The sequence below is a fragment of the Falsibacillus albus genome, from assembly GCF_003668575.1.
GTDB classification, from domain to species: domain Bacteria; phylum Bacillota; class Bacilli; order Bacillales; family DSM-25281; genus Falsibacillus; species Falsibacillus albus.
Genome location: NZ_RCVZ01000005.1, coordinates 108,931 through 128,121 on the forward strand (window position 1 = coordinate 108,931; position 19,191 = coordinate 128,121).

At 43.7% G+C, this 19,191-nt stretch carries 18 protein-coding genes; 1 reads left to right on the forward strand and 17 read right to left on the reverse strand.

The genetic code is table 11. The features are described from left to right. Window positions 1–72 precede the first annotated feature (72 nt). The 5 genes from recG to D9X91_RS09165 all read right to left on the reverse strand — a co-directional run bounded on the left by recG (window position 73) and on the right by D9X91_RS09165 (window position 5,869). Window positions 73–2,124 (reverse strand): ATP-dependent DNA helicase RecG, encoded by a 2,052-nt coding sequence (recG, locus tag D9X91_RS09145; RefSeq protein WP_121680305.1) that lies wholly within the window; start codon window positions 2,122–2,124, stop codon window positions 73–75. After that, on the reverse strand, window positions 2,117–3,004 hold the full coding sequence (gene sdaAA / locus D9X91_RS09150; protein WP_121680306.1) for an L-serine ammonia-lyase, iron-sulfur-dependent, subunit alpha: 888 nt from the start codon (window positions 3,002–3,004) through the stop codon (window positions 2,117–2,119). Before sdaAA ends, recG begins: the two co-directional genes overlap by 8 nt. A 46-nt stretch (window positions 3,005–3,050) precedes the next feature. Next, window positions 3,051–3,713, reverse strand: coding sequence for an L-serine ammonia-lyase, iron-sulfur-dependent subunit beta (gene sdaAB, locus D9X91_RS09155; protein ID WP_121680307.1), 663 nt, complete (start codon window positions 3,711–3,713; stop codon window positions 3,051–3,053). A gap of 90 nt (window positions 3,714–3,803) precedes the next feature. Beyond that, window positions 3,804–5,489, reverse strand: coding sequence for a DAK2 domain-containing protein (locus D9X91_RS09160; protein WP_121680308.1), 1,686 nt, complete (start codon window positions 5,487–5,489; stop codon window positions 3,804–3,806). 17 nt (window positions 5,490–5,506) lie between these two features. Beyond that, window positions 5,507–5,869, reverse strand: a complete 363-nt coding sequence (locus tag D9X91_RS09165; protein ID WP_121680309.1) for an Asp23/Gls24 family envelope stress response protein — start codon at window positions 5,867–5,869, stop codon at window positions 5,507–5,509. A gap of 254 nt (window positions 5,870–6,123) precedes the next feature. Between D9X91_RS09165 and rpmB the strand changes: the two genes are divergently transcribed. Further along, the gene (gene rpmB, locus D9X91_RS09170; RefSeq protein ID WP_121680310.1) at window positions 6,124–6,312 is read left to right on the forward strand and encodes a 50S ribosomal protein L28; all 189 of its coding nucleotides are present in this window, start codon (window positions 6,124–6,126) and stop codon (window positions 6,310–6,312) included. A gap of 227 nt (window positions 6,313–6,539) precedes the next feature. Here the strand turns inward: rpmB and spoVM are convergent, their stop codons facing one another. The 12 genes from spoVM to rpoZ all read right to left on the reverse strand — a co-directional run bounded on the left by spoVM (window position 6,540) and on the right by rpoZ (window position 19,190). Then, window positions 6,540–6,620, reverse strand: coding sequence for a stage V sporulation protein SpoVM (spoVM, locus tag D9X91_RS09175; RefSeq protein WP_121680311.1), 81 nt, complete (start codon window positions 6,618–6,620; stop codon window positions 6,540–6,542). A 102-nt stretch (window positions 6,621–6,722) separates the two neighbouring features. Continuing rightward, the gene (locus D9X91_RS09180; RefSeq protein ID WP_121680312.1) at window positions 6,723–7,370 is read right to left on the reverse strand and encodes a thiamine diphosphokinase; all 648 of its coding nucleotides are present in this window, start codon (window positions 7,368–7,370) and stop codon (window positions 6,723–6,725) included. 289 nt (window positions 7,371–7,659) lie between these two features. Next, window positions 7,660–8,307 carry a ribulose-phosphate 3-epimerase gene (rpe, locus tag D9X91_RS09185; RefSeq protein WP_121680313.1) on the reverse strand — a complete coding sequence of 216 codons (648 nt, stop codon included), beginning with the start codon at window positions 8,305–8,307 and terminating at the stop codon, window positions 7,660–7,662. A gap of 1 nt (window position 8,308) precedes the next feature. After that, entirely contained in the window at window positions 8,309–9,193 is an 885-nt protein-coding gene (gene rsgA / locus D9X91_RS09190) for a ribosome small subunit-dependent GTPase A (RefSeq protein WP_121680314.1), read from the reverse strand. A 21-nt stretch (window positions 9,194–9,214) separates the two neighbouring features. After that, entirely contained in the window at window positions 9,215–11,182 is a 1,968-nt protein-coding gene (pknB, locus tag D9X91_RS09195; RefSeq protein ID WP_121680315.1) for a Stk1 family PASTA domain-containing Ser/Thr kinase, read from the reverse strand. Between the two features lie 5 nt (window positions 11,183–11,187). Beyond that, window positions 11,188–11,937 (reverse strand): Stp1/IreP family PP2C-type Ser/Thr phosphatase, encoded by a 750-nt coding sequence (locus tag D9X91_RS09200; RefSeq protein ID WP_121680455.1) that lies wholly within the window; start codon window positions 11,935–11,937, stop codon window positions 11,188–11,190. A 277-nt stretch (window positions 11,938–12,214) separates the two neighbouring features. Next, the gene (rsmB, locus tag D9X91_RS09205; protein ID WP_121680316.1) at window positions 12,215–13,555 is read right to left on the reverse strand and encodes a 16S rRNA (cytosine(967)-C(5))-methyltransferase RsmB; all 1,341 of its coding nucleotides are present in this window, start codon (window positions 13,553–13,555) and stop codon (window positions 12,215–12,217) included. Between the two features lie 5 nt (window positions 13,556–13,560). Then, window positions 13,561–14,505 carry a methionyl-tRNA formyltransferase gene (fmt, locus tag D9X91_RS09210; protein ID WP_121680317.1) on the reverse strand — a complete coding sequence of 315 codons (945 nt, stop codon included), beginning with the start codon at window positions 14,503–14,505 and terminating at the stop codon, window positions 13,561–13,563. Then, window positions 14,502–14,987 carry a peptide deformylase gene (def, locus tag D9X91_RS09215; RefSeq protein WP_121680318.1) on the reverse strand — a complete coding sequence of 162 codons (486 nt, stop codon included), beginning with the start codon at window positions 14,985–14,987 and terminating at the stop codon, window positions 14,502–14,504. Before def ends, fmt begins: the two co-directional genes overlap by 4 nt. A 231-nt stretch (window positions 14,988–15,218) precedes the next feature. Beyond that, window positions 15,219–17,624 (reverse strand): primosomal protein N', encoded by a 2,406-nt coding sequence (priA, locus tag D9X91_RS09220; RefSeq protein ID WP_121680456.1) that lies wholly within the window; start codon window positions 17,622–17,624, stop codon window positions 15,219–15,221. Between the two features lie 2 nt (window positions 17,625–17,626). Further along, window positions 17,627–18,832: a bifunctional phosphopantothenoylcysteine decarboxylase/phosphopantothenate--cysteine ligase CoaBC gene (coaBC, locus tag D9X91_RS09225; protein ID WP_121680319.1), complete on the reverse strand. Its 1,206-nt coding sequence runs from the start codon at window positions 18,830–18,832 to the stop codon at window positions 17,627–17,629. Between the two features lie 148 nt (window positions 18,833–18,980). Next, the gene (rpoZ, locus tag D9X91_RS09230; protein ID WP_121680320.1) at window positions 18,981–19,190 is read right to left on the reverse strand and encodes a DNA-directed RNA polymerase subunit omega; all 210 of its coding nucleotides are present in this window, start codon (window positions 19,188–19,190) and stop codon (window positions 18,981–18,983) included. Window position 19,191 lies beyond the last annotated feature (1 nt).

Consider the following 19,191-nt stretch of genomic DNA (forward strand, 5'->3'; position numbering starts at 1 on the left):
GACTTGGTACTAATAGTAGTATATGATTAAAAAAATCAGAATGCAAGGAAATTCCCCCTGCATCCTGATCAATCAGTCTAGCTTTTCTCCATTCAAAACGCCTGTCCTCTCCAAGTAAGCTCTTAAACTTTCATACTCGGATGACGTCCAAAATTCTTCTGAATCTATCAACGTTTTTGCATCATTCCTGGCAATTTCCAGAGCTCGATAATCATGGATCATATCTGCCACCTTAAAATCAGGAAGCCCGCTTTGCTTTTTGCCAAAAAAGTCCCCTGGCCCTCTCAATTCAAGGTCTTTTTCACTAAGCACGAACCCATCATTTGTTTCGGTCATGATTTTCATCCGTTCTTTGCCGACTTCTGTTCTTGGGTCAGCGAGCAGGATGCAGTAGGACTGTTCGCTCCCCCTGCCGACACGCCCTCTCAACTGGTGCAGCTGCGCCAATCCGAACCGCTCTGCATCATATATCATCATCATTGTTGCATTCGGGACATTGACGCCGACCTCGACAACTGTTGTAGAAACGAGCAGCTGGACAGCATTTTCGCTGAACTCCTTCATGACCATTTCCTTTTCATCCGAGGAAAGGCGTCCATGCATGAGTCCAACTTTATATTTGCTTTGAAAGTGCTGGGAAAGCATATTATATACATCGATTGCATTTTGGACGTCAAGCTTATCAGATTCTTCAATCAGTGGACAGATGACATAGGCTTGATGGCCATTTGCCAATTCTTTTTCGACAAACCCCAATACTCGGTCAAGCATATCGTGCTTTGCCCAATAGGTTTCAATCGCCTTTCTTCCTGCAGGCATTTCATCTATGATCGAAACATCCATTTCCCCAAAGACAGTGATTGCCAATGTTCTCGGAATGGGGGTCGCCGTCATGAAAAGAACATCCGGATTTTCTCCTTTTTCCCTCAATACTCGCCTTTGCTCCACGCCGAACCGGTGCTGTTCATCGGTGATGACCAAACCGAGGTTGTCAAAAACCACTTCTTCTTGAATCAAGGCATGCGTACCGATCAAGACGTCAATCTCACCTGCTGCACAGCGCTCCAATATTTCTCTGCGCTTCTTGCCTTTTACCGAACTCGTCAGCAAAGCGATTGTCAATCCTGATGGGGATAGAAGCTCAAATAGAGATTCTGCATGCTGCTCGGCTAAGATTTCCGTTGGGACCATCAAGGCACCTTGGAATCCCGCCGTAAAGGATGCAAACAAGCCGATTGCCGCTACAACTGTCTTGCCAGATCCGACATCCCCTTGAAGGAGCCTGTTCATTCTGTATGGGGATTTCATATCCTTGCATATTTCGTTCACAACCCTTTTTTGTGCGTTCGTCAACGGGAACGGCAAGCTCGATATAAACTTTTTCAATCTCTTTATATCATAATTCTGGGATATACCGCTTGTCTGTTCACGTTCAAACTTCCTTAGGGCCTGCATTTTTAATTGAAAGTACAGGAATTCTTCATACACAAAACGTCTTCTTGCTTGTTTCATATCTTCCTGTGAAGATGGAAAATGCATGGACTTCATTGCTAATAGCCGGTCTTGAAGCTTATACATGCTCTTGAGGCTTTCAGGAATGTTTTCTCTGATTTCATGACCGAATTCTTTTAGGGCCAAACCTATGAACTTCCTTAAAGCCTTGACACTAATCGAACCTTTTGTTGAATAAACCGGTTCGAAATCCGTTTTTTTTATGTGAGGGCCGTTATGAAACTCCAATGCCGTAATCGTTTGTCTATGCTGATCCCATTTTCCGGAAATCGTGACCGTTTCGTTGATCTCCATTTTGGATTTCAAATAAGGCTGGTTGAAAAATACGACCTTAATCAAATATCTCCCTGCCAGAATTCTTACAGTCAGCCTTGATTTTTTTCTTCCAAAATACATAAGAGAAGGCTCACTATGAACCTTCCCTTCAACAGTAACTCTTTCCTCATGCTGTGCATCGGCAAGGTCCTTTAGTCGGTAGTCTTCGTACCTATACGGAAAATAATCAAGGAGATCTTGAATCGTGAATATCCCCATGGCAGCAAGCGACTCTTCCGTTTCCTGGCCGATCCCCTTCAAAATTGAAACAGACGATTGTAACCCTTTGCTAGCCACGTTTATTCAGCGGTATTCCAAAGATCTTGGCTTCAAGTTCCCGACCGGTTGGAGTGGCCGCCAAACCTCCCTGTGCAGTTTCTTTCAGTGCTGTCGGCATCGATTGGCCGATCTTGAACATTGCATCAATGACTTCATCGCACGGTATCCGGCTTGTGACCCCGGCAAGTGCCATATCGGCAGCCACCATCGCATTTGCTGCTCCCATCGCATTTCTTTTCACACAAGGGACTTCTACAAGACCTGCCACAGGATCGCAAACCAATCCGAGCATATTTTTGAGTGTTATTGCCATCGCCTCTGCAGACTGCGCAGGGGTTCCGCCTGCCATTTCAACGATGGCAGCAGCAGCCATCCCAGCCGCTGATCCAACCTCCGCCTGACATCCGCCTGCCGCTCCTGAAATAGAAGCATTATTGGCAACGACAAATCCGAAGGCGCCAGCAGCAAATAGAAAACGAATCATTTCTTCACGTGTTGGATTTAATTTCGCTTTTACCGCAAACAATGTACCAGGCACCACCCCTGCTGATCCTGCCGTTGGGGTGGCACATATCGTTCCCATCGCCGCATTTACTTCATTTGTCGCAACCGCTTTGCTGACAGCATCCAAAATCGTTTCACCAGAAAGGAATTGACCCTTTTCAATATATTTTTGAAGAAGGACCGCATCGCCGCCTGTCAAACCTGAATGAGACTTCACCCCTTGAATCCCACGCTCCACAGCCTGTTCCATCACTTCAAGGTTTCGATCCATGAAGGACATGATGTCCTCCCTCGTTTTTTGTTTTACTTCCATTTCTTGTTCAATCATGATTTCCGATACTTTTTTGTTTTGACTCTCGGCTAGTTCGACTAGCTCTGCAACATTTCGAAACATACACAATAACCTCCCTTGCGCTTTGTAAGCGCTGCCACAATCTTAATTAATCAACGATTCTTGTTACTTGAGTAATGTTTGGAAGTGATTTCAGTTCCTCGATAACGGCGTCGTCGATCATCGAGTCCACTTCAATCGTCATCAGTGCCATTTGGCCTTTTTCCTTTCGAGACACATCCATTTGACCGATGTTAAGTTCATATTTTGCCAATATATTGGAAACCGATGCAATCGCCCCAAAACGGTCATTATGGACGACCAGGATGGCAGGATGATGTCCTGAAAGCTTAAGTTGGAATCCATTGAGCTCGGTGATTTCAATTTTCCCGCCGCCGATGGATATACCAACAAGCTCCAATTCACCCAAATCGTCGCCCAATTTAATTCTTGCAGTATTTGGATGATCGCTGATTGCTTCTTCCTCACGAAATTTGATTTTCATCTTCTTTTCTTTCGCTATTTCCAATGCATTGATGATCCGTTCATCAAAGGTATCGAAATCGAGCAGACCACCGACTAATGCTACATCCGTTCCGTGCCCTTTATATGTCTTGGCAAAAGACCCATATAAGGAAATATCCGCCCATTTAGGCTCTCTTCCAAACAAGCTCCTGGCAACACGGCCAATCCTTGCCGCCCCTGCTGTATGTGAACTTGAAGGACCTATCATTACAGGACCGATAATATCAAAAACACTTTTATATTTCATCGCAATTCCCCCTTGATGACAGAAAAAAATAAAAACATGCCAACATACTAAATAGAAGGGGAGTTCCCTTCTATTTAGTATTATATCCTATTATTCAATTGAAAAGATAAAGGAATATAACGGCTGCTTTCCATTATGAACCTCAATCTCCAAATCATCAAATTTTGCCTCGATCATGGCAACCAGCTCGTCCACTTCGCCCTCTTCAACGTCTTCACCGAAAAGGATCGTGAGGATCTCGGAATCTTCATCAATCATTTTTTCCAATAAATTGAACGCAGCCGGGATTTTTTCACGGTTTGTCCCGATGATTTTGCCATCCGCTATTTCCATATAATCATTCTTAGTGATCGCAATGTTGTCAATCGTAGTATCACGAACAGCGTATGTGATCTGACCGGTTTTGACATGCTCCATCGCATCTACCATAGATTGTTTGTTATCTTCAAGGCTTCCTGAAGGGTTGAAGGCAAGCAATGCCGAAAGTCCCTGTGGAACAGTTTTGGATGGAACGACAACTACGTCGCACTCTGCCACTTCAGCAGCTTGATCTGCAGCCATGATGATATTTTTATTGTTTGGCAGGATGATGACTTTATTTGCATTTACACCTTTGATTGCCTTCAGGATATCTTCTGTGCTGGGATTCATCGTTTGTCCGCCTTCGATGACACCAGTGGCGCCGATGCTCTTGAACAATTCTGAGATCCCATCACCCATGGCAACTGTCACAATGCCATAATCCTGTTTCTCAAGGCTTTTCTTTTGGACATGTTCGGTCTGAAGCTTCGCATGGGTTTCCCCTACTATGCCGCTGTGCTGCTCACGCATATTCTCGATCTTGATTTTGATCAACGAACCATAGCGCTGACCATAGTCCAATACCTTTCCAGGTGTTTCTGAATGAATATGCACTTTAGCTAATTCGTCATCTGAGATAACGAGCAGGGAATCCCCAAATGCACTTAAATCATTTCTGAACTGCTCTTCCGAGAAAGGATTGCTTTTTGTTTTAGCCTCTTCAAATCGGACCATGAATTCCGTACAATACCCAAATTCAATATCCTCGGTATTCATGAAACCTTGAACACTTTTGTGATGCTCCGCATTGACCAATTCATCCATTGAAGGCTGCGAAGATGGTACGTCTGGCAATTTTTCTCCCGTCAATTCGGCCAAAAAGCCCTCGTATACGCAAAGCAAACCTTGTCCACCACTGTCGACAACCCCTACTTCCTTTAATACCGGCAAGAGTTCAGGCGTACGGTTTAATGAAGCTTTTGCTTCCTTTACAACCTCTTTCATCAATTTGATGAGGTCTGTTTCCGTTTCAGCCGCTTTGACTGCTGCATTCGCTGCATCTTTTGCTACGGTGAGGATCGTTCCTTCAACAGGCTTCATGACTGCTTTATAAGCAGTATTCACACCCGCTTCCAAGGCATGTGCGAAATCCATGGAAGTGATGGTAGATTTACTTTCAATTTCCTTTGAGAAGCCCCTGAATAACTGGGATAGGATCACTCCCGAGTTCCCGCGTGCCCCCATCAATAATCCTTTTGCCAATGATGAAGCCACCTTGCCAATATGGGATTGAACATTATTCTGGACTTCCTTTGCCCCGGAAGTCATCGATAAATTCATGTTCGTTCCTGTGTCTCCATCTGGGACTGGAAAGACGTTAAGGGCATCAACCATATTAGCATTTGCGGCTAAGTTGTTGGCGCCTTGAACCACCATTTCTGCAAAACGCTTCCCATCCAATACTGTAATCGACACGAATCTTTTCCTCCAATCTATGAGTTCGTTACACGAACTCCCTGAACAAAAATATTTACTGACTCAACTGCTAACCCGACTGTTTTATTCAGCGTGTATTTTACTTTCGATTGCACATTATGAGCAACTTCCGAAACCTTGGTCCCATAGCTGACGATAATGTACATATCTATATGTACTTCATCTTGCTCCTGCCGAACGATCACGCCTCTTGTGAAATTTTCTTTGCGAAGAATATCGGTTAAGCCATCTTTGATTTGATTTTTAGATGCCATTCCGACAATTCCATAACAATCGATTGCCGCCCCGCCGGCAATAGTAGCTATTACTTCATTTGAAATATCAATTTGTCCGAATTTCGTTTTTAATTCGATGGACATGAGTCGTTCCCCCTTTGGATTATACTCCTTGGATAATGACATTTTACTATATCTCAAACATTTTTAAAAGTAGAGCCTTGATGCACTCTATCATTCCAGTACTTCATGGGAATGTCAAGGTAATTTTCTTGAAAGGTTATTATTGAAGTATTGCATTCTCAAAGGTTGTGTGATAAATTATTAAAGTATCTTTGAAGAAATTGAAATGATGAAACGAACAAATATTTCATCTTCACAAGTGAGGAGGGAATTCAATGCCAAAAAAATGCGTAGTAACTGGTCGTAAAGCTCGTTCAGGTAATGCACGTTCACATGCTATGAACGCTACAAAACGTAGCTGGGGCGCTAACCTTCAAAAAGTTCGCATTCTTGTAGACGGAAAACCTAAGCGTGTATGGGTTTCTGCAAGAGCACTAAAATCAGGTAAAGTTGAACGCGTATAATTGCGTATAAAAATAAAGCATCCGGTAATGACGGATGCTTTATTTTTATATTCGGGTGATTTTTGCTTTTGTGTATACAATCAACTTCCACATGCACGGGCAACACAAAAAGGCGCACCTGATCGGATGCACCTCATTGATCTTTATTTCACATTTAAATCATTCCAAGGAAATTCGGAACCATGATTTCCCCGGCCTCTTTCCCCTTTGCAAGCCTTTTAACTATTTCAGCCTTTCTTAAAGGTCCCGAGCATGGCCCTGACTAAACCACCCAGTATTTTTGGCAATTTAATCGTATAAAATTTCATGATTGTCCCTCCCCATCCTTCTAAACCTCTACATTCAATTGTTATCCATACATCTTATTCAAACCATGAAGATTTGTAAGCAGATTAATTCGGCAACGGAAGTCAGTCCCGACTTCTTACCATCATTAATATGCCTTCTGAAAACGAAAAAGTACCATGATTTTGTATAAGTTCATTACTAATACATAGTGTTGAGCCGCGAAAAATATGTCTATTACTTAAAGGATAGCGAAAGCCTTTCAAGGTTATGCCCTTTACCTCCGAGGTGATCGGGATATACGAAACATAGCTCATTCCATTGATTGCTTCCAAAGAATATTCACCTGCTGGATGCACTGATATGATGTTCTTTCTGTCGATCATTTCAATGGGGGAAGGCCAGGAAAGAAAAGGTTCTTTCGATAACAGCATCGCATTGGCCATATAATGGTCCAATCGCCCTCCAGTAGCGCCGAATATGTTGATCGAGCTGGGTTTTTGTTCAATGGCCCAATTAAGGGCAAGCTCCATATCCGTCTCGTCTTTTTCAGGGGTGAACACTTGGAATTGTTTTAAATTGGCTGCTTGAATGCTGTTCCATTCTTCTTCGGAAACAGAGTCAAAATCCCCGAATGCCCCATGTGGATGAATCCCTTTTGATAAAAGCCGATAAACCCCATGATCCACTCCAATCCAATAAGTATCCTTATCACAGGCTTCCAGTGGGGGTATGAACTGTTCTGGACCACCTGCTAAAATATTGATTTTCATTTTTTATGCTCACCTGCATTTCTTCTAAATAGGTAAGGCTGCTATTCTTCAAAAGTTGTGCAAGGTTGATTTCCCCTGAAGGTCGATTACCCAAGAGGCTGGCGGTGAGCCTTTCGGAGTCTAGCACCTTCCCCTCCAATCAACACCCATTGGTAATGATTATTTTAGAAAAACCTTTGAAAATTGCACCCATTGAGAAATGAGCCTTATGGAAAAAAGACTGCCGCATCAACATTAGCTTCCTTCATAGGAATACTAGATTGTGTTCTGCGCCAGCCTCTTTGTTTTCTTATATACCGGATTTCAATTTTTCAATTGCCGATTTTCTGTCTTCATGATTATAAATGGCAGAACCCGCGACAAATACATCAGCACCTGCCTGTGCACAAAGTTTGATCGTTTCGGAGTTGACGCCTCCATCAACTTCGATTTCAACATTTAAATTTTTCTCCTTGACCAGTCGGCTCACTTTCTCTATTTTCGGAAGGACGGAATGAATGAACTTTTGCCCTCCGAAGCCCGGATTAACCGTCATGAGCAGCACCAAGTCAACATCCTCAATGACGTGTTCGATCATTTCAACCGGAGTTGCCGGATTCAACACGACGCCTGCTTTGACGCCAAGGGATTTGATATGTTGAATGGTCCGATGCAGATGCTTGCAGGCTTCTGCATGGACGGAAATGTAATCGGCCCCTGCTTTGGCAAAGGCATCAAGAAATGCATCCGGGTTCTCGATCATGAGATGGACATCAAGCGGCAGCTTTGTGATCGGCCGGATTGCCTCCACAATCAATGGACCAATGGTGATATTCGGTACAAAGTGGCCATCCATCACGTCGACGTGGATATAGTCTGCACCACCAAGTTCAACGTCCTTTATTTCTTCTCCCAATTTTGCAAAGTTTGCAGATAGGATCGATGGGGCAATTTTCATATCAATACCTCGGCTTTCTATCTTTTATTTCCTCAAAAAACTGTTTATAGCTGTCGTAGCGATACGATGCAATGTCACCCATTTCCACCGCTTCCTTCACTGCACATTTTGGTTCATTCATATGAAGGCAGCCGCGGAATTTGCAGTCCTGGCTTGCCTTCGATATTTCTGGAAAGCAGTGTCCGAGCTGTTCCACTTCAAGCTCCTGGAATTCCAGCGAGCTGAAACCAGGAGTGTCTGCGACGAGGCCATTTCCGATCTTTATTAATTCAACGTGGCGCGTCGTGTGCTTTCCGCGCCCTAAATGCGAAGAGATGCCACTCGTTTTCAGTTGAAGCTCTGGATCGATTGCATTGAGCAAAGATGACTTCCCAACACCTGACTGCCCTGCGAATACAGAAATTTGATCCTGCAAATGAGGTTTCAAAATCTCCAACCCTTCTTCCGTTTCAGAAGAAGTCAACAGGACGGAATACCCGATCGATTGATAATCCTTCACATACTCCGCAATTTCTTCTGATTCGGCATCTTGCAATAAATCAATTTTGGTAATGCAGATCAGCGGTGTGATTTCATTTGATTCCACTAGTACAAGGAAGCGATTCAACAAACCCGGATTGAAATCCGGTTCAACCGCCGAAAAAACCAGTATCGCCTGATCGACGTTCGCAATCGGAGGCCTGACCAATTCATTCTTTCTTTTCAGTACCTCCATGATATATCCTTCTTGATCATTTTCCGCTTGAAAGACGACATGGTCGCCGACAAGCGGTGTGATTTTATTTTTTCGGAAGTTGCCTCTTCCGCGACATTGCGTCACGTTATCGTCCTTGTCAATCACGTAATAAAAACCACTCAATGCCTTTATGATTTTTCCTTCTGGCATAACACATCTCCTTAAGGAAGCTTATTCTTCTGGATTGGGAACCTCGCCTTCTTCATACACGGTACCGTCCCTGACAATTCTATAATGACCAGTTTCTCCCTGCTTTAAAGTGAATTCCATATGGATATCCTTGTCTTCAGTTATATCATATGATTGGTCTAAATCTGATATCTTTCGGTTCATATCCTCAATATAGACTTGAACGGTTTGCGGCTTTCCATCCTCTGTCGGCTCATATTTGACGGTCACGTTTTTTTCTTTCGTTTTTGGCGGAATCTCTTTAGGACCTTTAGAGAATGTTACTATAATATGATCGCCTTTCTTCACTTTTGTATTTGGAGCGGGATCCTGTGACATGACCTGTCCTTTTGGAACAGTATCTGAATAGTCTTCTTTCTCCTCGGCCGAAAGCCCTTCTCGGTCGATATAATTCTTTACTGCATTTTCAGGATAGTTTGTAAGGTCCTCCAGCGGAAATTCCGCTGGACCCTTGCTGACGGTAAAAGTAATTTCCGTTTCTTCCGGGATGACTTCATCGCCTTCATTCGGATCCTGATCGATGATCGTTCCTACGTCTTCATTACTGTTTTGCGTTTCCTCTTTCACCTTAAAACCTTTTGCTTCAAGGATAGGTTTGACTTGATCGAATTGCTGGCCATTGTAGTCATCCATTGTGACCTTTTCTTTGCCTGTGCTGATGTAAAGCTTGATTTTGCTGCCTTCTGTGGCGTAGTTCCCGCCAGTAGGATCCGTTTTGATCACATCCCCTTCTGGAACGGTATCATCGGGAATTTGAATGCTTTTTCCCGGGTCAAAACCAGCTTCATAAATGGAAGAAATCGCTTTTTCCAAAGACATTCCCTGGACATCGGGAACTTCAACCCTTTTTGGGCCAAGCATGCCGGGAAGGTATAAAAAAGCCAGTAATCCCAAGATCAGTATGGCAAGAATACCGGTCACCACCCATGGCCATTTCTTCTTCTTTTTTTTATTTTTCTTAGAATCCTTTTTCCCCGTTGTCACAGGTGCCGTATCCTCGACATCATTATCGACAGCTTCATGAACCCGTGTTTCGTCAAGGTTATATGGTCTATCATTCGTGATGACAGGAATGGCTTTCGTTGCATCATCATCCACAGGGATGAAGAATTTCGGCTCATTCAGTCGATCCGGATTCAAGGCTGTATCCAAATCCGCTTCCATTGCTTCGACGCTTTCGTATCGCTGAAACGGATCCTTTGCAGTCGCCTTCAGCACAATATTCTCGACACTCTGAGGAACTTGATCGTTCCAGCGCCTCGGAGATGGGGTTTCTGATTGAAGATGCTTCAAAGCAATCGAAACCGCCGATTCCCCCGAAAACGGCAGCCTGCCAGTCAACAATTCAAACATGACGATCCCGAGTGAATAAATATCCGACTTTTTCGTCGCCATCCCTCCCCTGGCTTGTTCCGGGGATAAATAATGGACAGACCCCAACACCGAGTTGGTCTGGGTGATGGAAGTGGCGCTTAAGGCCATGGCAATTCCGAAGTCAGTGATTTTCACATTCCCATCATGGTCGACAAGAATATTATGCGGCTTGATATCCCGGTGGACGATATGGTTTTCGTGCGCATGGGTTATCGCAGACGTCAGCTGCTTCATGATATCCACCGATTTTTCAATGGATATCGGATAGTTTTGTGCTATGTATTGTTTAAGCGTCATGCCCTCAACATATTCCATGACGATATAATAGATATCATCCTCTTCGCCTACATCATAAATACTGACGATATTAGGATGTACAATGCTCGTAGCAGACTGCGCTTCCCTTTGAAATCTTTTAATGAATTCTTCTTCATTTGCAAAATCCAAGCGCAATATTTTCACTGCAACGTCCCGGTCTAAAATCATATCCCTTGCCAAGTAGACATTTGCCATTCCGCCGCCGCCGATCATATCTAGAATCTTGTAACGGCCGCTGATTCTTTTTCCAATTAACATCTACTTCACCCGCTTTCGCTGCCGGCTTGATATTCAACAATGACTAGAGTGATATTATCTTCTCCCCCATATTCATTTGCCAAGCCGATCATTCGATCAGCTTTTTCCTCCAAGGAAATCGATTCTTGAAGGATTTGGCCCATCTCACCCTCTGATAATTTATTCGATAAGCCATCAGAGCATAACAACAGAATATCGCCTTCTTCAAACGTAATCGTTTTAATATCTGCTTCCACATTCGGTTCAGTTCCAAGCGATTTAAGGATCCAATGTTTGCGTGGATGATGTTCAGCATCTTCTTTTGAGATCTGACCCAACCTAACCAATTCATTCACTAAGGAATGATCGCTCGTCAACTGCTGCAGCCCGAGATCATTCAGTATATAGACACGGCTGTCCCCGATATGGGCAATTGTGACAAACCTTTCATGGCAGATTGCGGCAACCAGCGTTGTCCCCATACCTTCACAATCTGGATTCTGATTGGCATGCTCATATATATGTCGATTGATCACCTTTACTTGGTCAGTCAGCCATGATTCAGCTTCGGATGGCGCATTCACTTTACTGCTTTGACTCCAAAGCTCGCTTATCTTCTCTTTCGTCATTTCACTTGCAACATCCCCGGCATTATGACCGCCCATCCCATCTGCCACAACGGCAAGGAGGTCGTTCTCTTCATTCCAAAACACCCCTCCATTATCTTCATTATGAAGGCGCAATTTACCGTGATCTGTTTTAAAGACAGCTTTCATAACCGTCACCTCGCTTCTTCCTTTGTCTCCTTGATACGAAGTTGACCACATGCTGCATTCCTGCATGGAGATGTCAACCAATGCCATTGGGCATCATCCATGGACTTCAACGCAAATTTACGCTAAAAGACTTTTTCTTGTTGTTTGGACATATCTCGTTCAGGATCGATCTAAAGAATAAAATGTATAAGTATTCCCATATAACCGCTTTTTTACTTTTACGACTCATGATTCCAATTCTCCTGCAAGAAAGAAACTTTTCAAAAAACTTTGTTTTTTATTTCTTACTTACACTCGCTATATAAAATCCATCACCGCCAAAGTCTTGAGGGAAAATTTGCATTTGGTGCCCATTGGCAAAAGGATGAACAGGTTCTGGAAGGTTACTGAGTGCAATAGGTTCAAAGTCGCTGTGGCTGTCGAGAAAATCCTGGACGGCTTTTTCATTTTCCCATTGATCCACTGTGCAAGTGCTGTATACAAGTATGCCATCTTTCTTTAATAGAGGGGCGACCGCATCCAGTATTGCATGTTGAATCTTCTGCAGTGCTTGAATATCGGAAGCTTTTTTCGAATATTTGATATCCGGCTTCCTTCTCAGAACCCCCAAGCCTGAGCATGGTGCATCCACGAGGATTCTGTCAAAGGTTCCTTCTTTGAATTTTTCCTGGACTTTCCTGCTGTCAAGTGTGTGACCTGCTATGTTCTCCAGACCCAGCCTTTTTGCATTTTGTACTATCAATTTCACTTTATGTTCATGGAGATCAAGGGAAACTACATTGCCGGTTCCATGAAGCTTCTCTGCGATATGCGTCGACTTTCCACCTGGTGCTGCACAAGCATCCAGCACATTCAATTGGTCTTCAAGTTGAAGTGCATAGGCTACCATCATGGAGCTTTCATCCTGAATCGTGCACAATCCTTGTTTATATGCATCTGAATGTGCGACATTCCCACGCAGGCTTTGGATCGCTTCCGGGAGGAGGGGGCTCTTTTCGACTACGAAGCCTTCCTCATTGAGAATCCGTACAAGTTCATCTCGGGAAATCTTCGTTGTGTTTACCCGGACTGTTTGATTGGGTGCAATTAGGTTGGCTTTACACATTTCCATTGTCTTATCCAAGCCGAACATCTCCACCCATCTTTCTGTCAACCAATATGGGTTGCTCGTTTCAATGGAGATTCTTTCAATTGGATCCTTGATTTCATCCATGCTCGGGATCCCTTTGCGCTGAAGATTTCTCAACACGCCATTCACCATGCTGGATATCCCTTTATGTCCTCTTTTTTTCGCGATTTCCACCGCTTCATATATAGCTGCCCTCTCAGGAATTTTATCCAAATAGACGATTTGGTAAAGAGAAAGCCTCAAAAGATTTAGCACCCATCCTTCGAGTTTTTTCCTATTCTTCAAAAATGGGTTTAAATAATAGTCCAACGTTAATTTTCTTTGGATGGTGCCATAGACGATTTCAGTCAATAACCCTACATCCGGCCCCTCAAGCTTGTTCCGCTCGATGGCATGATTCAGCAAAAGATTGCTGTATGATTGATTTTTTTCCACTGCTTCGATGACATCCAATGCAGCATCACGGACGTTTTTTTTCTGATTGCCCATTATGTTCATTCACCAAATTTCATTCCTGCTTCAATACCAGCCCCTGCTCCGCGCAAGTATGATTCGGCAGACATTTTTTTCTTTCCTGAAGGCTGGATCTCTGTCAGTTTTATTGCCGTACTGTTCCCGGTCCCCACTACGATACCGTCATGATCGATGTCAAGGATGACGCCGGGCTTCACCTGTTTGTAAGTATGAGCCTTTTCTCCCCACCAAATCTTCATAGGTGCACCGTCAAGAATAGAGTAGGCAACTGGCCATGGATTTAAACCTCTTATGTGGTTATAAATCTCTTCTCCCGTCTTGGTCCAATCGATCTTCTCTTGTTCACGTTTAATATTGGAAGCGAAGGTCGCTTTTGAATCGTCCTGAGGAATCGATTCCAGCTTTCCTTCCAGTAGTTCCGGGAGTGTTTCTGAAAGCAGCTTGGCACCTGCTTCGCTCAGCTTGTCATGCAAACTTCCTACGTTATCATTCTCTTCAATCGGTACTTCCACTTGTGTGAGGATATCCCCTGCATCCAGCTTTTCAACCATATACATGATGGTGATCCCTGTTTTCTTCTTTCCTTGGAGGATGGAATAATGAATCGGTGCTCCTCCACGGAGTTCAGGAAGCAAGGAGGCATGCACATTGATACAGCCATATTTAGGCGCATCCAGGAGTTCTTTCGGAAGAATCTGGCCGAATGCCGCTGTTACGATTAAATCCGGTTTCAGCTCAATGATCTTTTCCATCTCCGACTGCTGCTTGATTTTTTCTGGCTGATAAACAGGAATCCCGTGCTTTTCTGCCTCAGCTTTCACAGGTGGAGGTGTCATGACCTTTTTCCTCCCGACAGGACGGTCGGGCTGTGTCACTACCCCGATCAATTCATAGCCGTCATTTAAGATTTGCTGCAGTACCGGCACCGAAAAGTCGGGTGTTCCCATAAATACAATCTTTGTCATACTTCTTCATACCTTTCCAATTCTGCTTCATCGATATATTTGTTAACTTTCGAAGTGAATAAAATCCCATGCAAATGATCGATTTCATGTTGTATGGCCCTTGCCAAGAAATCTTCCGCTTCCAATAAATAGGCTTGGCCATTACGATCAAACGCCTTTATTCTTACGTAGTATGGACGGCTAACCTCCCCATAAAGGTTTGGAAAGCTTAGGCAGCCTTCGATTCCAAGCTGCTCGCCCTTCGTTTCCAGTATTTCCGGATTGACCATTTCGATTGTACCCGACTCTTCGTCAATTTCGACAATGGCGATTTGTTGGTCGATTCCGATTTGAGGTGCGGCTAACCCTACACCGTCTGCTTCGACCATCGTTTCATACATATCATCAAGCAGTTGATGAAGTTTCTCATCATATTCATTCACTTTCCTGCATTTTGCTTCCAATACTGCAGCCGGGTGTTCAACGATTTGAAGCACAGCCATAGGTGTTCCCCCATTCATCTTTTTTCTTGGCTTTTTTCATAAAGGTTTTTTGCAACTCATCAAAGGATGATTTCAGTTGATTTCCGCTGAAGGATGATCCAAAGAATCTCTCCTTGCCTGCTGAGCCTCCGGAGTCTCGCTCCTTCCGCTCCAATCAACATAATATAATGAGTTATTCTAAAGAAACAACCTTTGACGGATAGCAACTATACGAAAAGTGCCTTTATCATTTCACATCATCATATAAGGATTGATATCGATCGAGATCGCCAAACCATTTGAGGCTTGTGATTGATAATGTTCAATCACTTTTTTCAATGTTTCAACCAGTCCTGGTTCACGCTTGTATTTTATCAAACATTGGTAGCGATATCTATTCTTGATCCTAGGAATCGGAGAAGCTACCGGTCCAAGGACAATAGCTTCACTGGATAATCTCGATTGTACATATTTGGTGATCTTCTCTGCGGTGCTTACAACTTTCAGCAATTCTTCGTGGCTGATATTAATCAATGACAAATAATAGAATGGCGGATAGGATCCCATCTTTCTCATCATCATTTCCTGATGGTAAAACCGATCGTAATCCTGATCCCCTGCCAATACGATGCTATAGTGTTCAGGAGTATATGTCTGGATGACCACTTCCCCTTCCAACTCATGCCTGCCTGCCCTTCCGCTTACTTGTGTGAGGAGCTGGAAGGTTTTCTCCGAAGCCCTGAAATCAGGAAGGTGCAGCATTGTATCAGCACTCAATACACCGACAAGTGTGATGTTCGGGAAATCCAGACCCTTGGCGATCATTTGCGTCCCTAATAATATATCCGCCTTTCCGTCTTCGAACTGGTTCAGGAGCTTTTCGTGTGCCCCTTTTCGGCTCGTTGTGTCCACATCCATCCTGATGACCCTGGCTTCTGGTATTAGCTTGGAAAGTTCTTCCTCGACCTTTTGCGTCCCTGTTCCAAAGTAACGGATGTGCTCACTGGAGCATTCAGGGCAATTCATTGGTACCCGTTCTTCAAACCCGCAGTAATGGCATTTCATTTGTTCTGAATACCGATGATAGGTCAGCGAAATATCACAATGGGGACATTGGGATACGTGCCCGCAATCCCTGCACATGATAAATGAAGAATGCCCACGCTTGTTTAAAAACAGGACTGACTGCTCCTTTTTTTCCAACCTGTCTTTTAGCTTCTCAAATAATTCAGTTGAGAACATGGAGCGATTGCCGCCCCGCAGCTCCTCTCTCATATCCACAATGGAAACCGAAGGCATCGCTTGATCATTCATCCTTTTGGATAATGATAGAAGCGTATAGACCCCTTTTTTGGCGCGGGCGAATGTTTCCAGAGATGGAGTGGCGCTTCCTAATATGATAGGGCAATGGTTTTGTACCCCTCTATGAATGGCAACCTCACGGGCATGGTATCGAGGGTTTTCCTCCTGCTTGTAGCTTGTCTCATGCTCTTCATCGATGATGATGATCCCCAAATTTTCAAATGGGGCAAAAATAGCCGATCGGGCACCGACGACCACCTTGACTTCTTTCCGCTGAATCTTTCGCCATTCATCATATTTTTCCCCTACGGAGAGGCCGCTGTGAAGCACTGCAACAGCGTCTCCAAATCTTCCTTTGAAGCGATGCACCATTTGCGGGGTCAAGGAGATTTCCGGAACAAGTACAATCGCTTCCTTGCCGTCATTCAATACTTTTTGGATCGATTGTAAGTAGACCTCTGTTTTTCCGCTCCCCGTCACACCGTATAATAAGAAAGTTTCATGTGTCCGATTTTCAATCGATTTTAAAATGGGACCTATCGCATTTGACTGTTCATCCGTCAGTTGAAAGGGCTTCGTTCTTTTAAACTGTCTATTCTCAAATGGATCGCGGTAAATTTCCTTCTGCCTTTCTCCCAATAATCCTTTTTTTATCAAACCACGGATGGTTGACTGTGTTGCGCCAGTATCCTCCATAAGCTCCTTTGCTGAAACTTCCGTCGATTCACTCTTTAAAAACCATTCTAAAACTACCTTTTGCTTCACCGCATTCCCTGATAATCCAAGAACTTGTTCTTTCAAATCGTCGTGGTCCAGCTGGCAGAATATCTCTCGCACCGTTTTCTTCTTCGCCTTATTCTTTACTAAATAGAGGACTTCAAGGCTTCCATTTTTTATTTCTGATTGAATGTTTGAGAGCAGCCCTTTATCCTCTATCTCAGCCCAAGGCAGTCCATCTTTCCCATTGAATATTCCCTCCAGATCAGATGGGAGGGCTGTTTGATCGACTACCCGGATGATCTTTTCGTATTTTGCCTTCATCGCCGCGGGAAGCATTGCTTGAAATACGGATATTTTAAAGCTTAATGTTTTTTCCGTGAGCCAATGTGCCAGATTCAACAGCTCTTCATTGAGAACAGGAGTCAAATCCATCGGTTCTTCAATTTCTTTAAGCTTTTTCACATCCGTATTTCGCTTTATTCCTACAACAAATCCTTGTATTTTCCTAGGTCCGAATGGAACAACGACACGCATTCCCGGATGGATGGCACCGACCCACTTCGCAGGAATTTCGTAATCAAAGATCCTGTCCGTCTGCATCGCAGGCACATCTACAATCACACTTGCTATTTCCACTTTCATCGATCCCTTTTCATTGATTGGACGATTTCATTCAACAATTCCTTCGCTACCATCCGTTTACTCATAAGCGACAACTCCTTCTTTGAACCATCTCGCTTATAAATAGTGACGATATTCGTATCACCGGCAAAGCCTGCCCCTTCCTGGGTCACGTTATTTGCCACGATGATATCCGCGTTTTTTTGCTGGAGCTTCTTCATCGCATACTGGTCGATATTTTCAGTTTCTGCAGCAAATCCGACAAGGAATTGATGTTCTTTTTTCTCCCCCAAGTCTTTCAAGATATCCTTTGTCCGCTCCAACTCAATCACTAAATCGCCATCCTGTTTTTTCATTTTATGGCCGTATATGTATTTTGGCTTGTAATCCGCTACAGCGGCACTCTTGATGATGATATCCGCTTCGGGAGCATGTTTCATGACTTCATGATACATATCTTCGGCAGTTTCGGCTGGCAGGATGGTGACTCCATCCGGTGCGGGTAGGGAAGAATTCGTGACCAGAAGCACTTCTGCGCCCTCTTTTGCGGCTTCTCCAGCAATAGCAAACCCCATTTTCCCACTCGATCTATTCGTAAAATAGCGAATCGGATCAATTTTTTCCTTTGTCGCTCCTGCTGTGACAATGATTCGCTTCCCTTTGAGCATGCCTTTGGACCTGTCATGAAAAAAGCCTTCAATTAATGAAACGATCTTTTCCGGTTCTTCCAGCCTGCCTTTTCCGACCCATCCGCACGCCAGATAGCCTTCACTCGGTTCAATGAATTGATACCCGTATCGATCAAGGGTTTGAATGTTTTTTTGCACAGCGGGATGATCATACATATTGACATTCATTGCCGGCGCAATCCATACTGGGGCTTTCGTAGCGAGAAGGGTCGTTGTGATCATATTGTCCGCAATCCCATTTGCAAGCTTGCCGATTACATTTGCGGTTGCCGGCGCGACAATGATCAAATCAGGCCAATCTGCGAGGTCGATATGGGCAATGACTTCCGGATTTTTTTCATCGAAGGTATCAAAATAAACCTCATTCCTTGATAACGCCTGGAAAGTCAAAGGTGCAATGAACTGACGGGCAGAATCACTCATGATCACTTTAATATCTGCACCAGCCTGCTTGATTTTGCTGGTCAGCGCAGCTGCTTTATAGGCAGCGATCCCACCGGTCACACATAATAGAATATTTTTGCCTTTCAACATCGTGCATCCCCCAAATTCAATAAATTCGTACTTTCATTATGAATGTTTTTTTGATCTTTTGCACTTAATTGATACATCGCCAAATGACAAAATGAAAATAACAACCTATCAATAGGTTGTTATTTTTTCGAATACATAGAATTAGCTATTAGTCTGAAACTTCCACACCTTTTTTCATCGTAAGGTTATTTGCATGAATTTCTTCCAATGCTTTTCCTACATATTTATGGGAAACGGTTTTGTCCAATGTCAAAGGACTTTTCTCCTGCAGCTTGCGCGCCCTTTTAGCGGCGATTGTCACCAAGGAATATTTTGAATCGATTTTGTTTAATAAAGAGTCAATCGATGGATAAAGCATA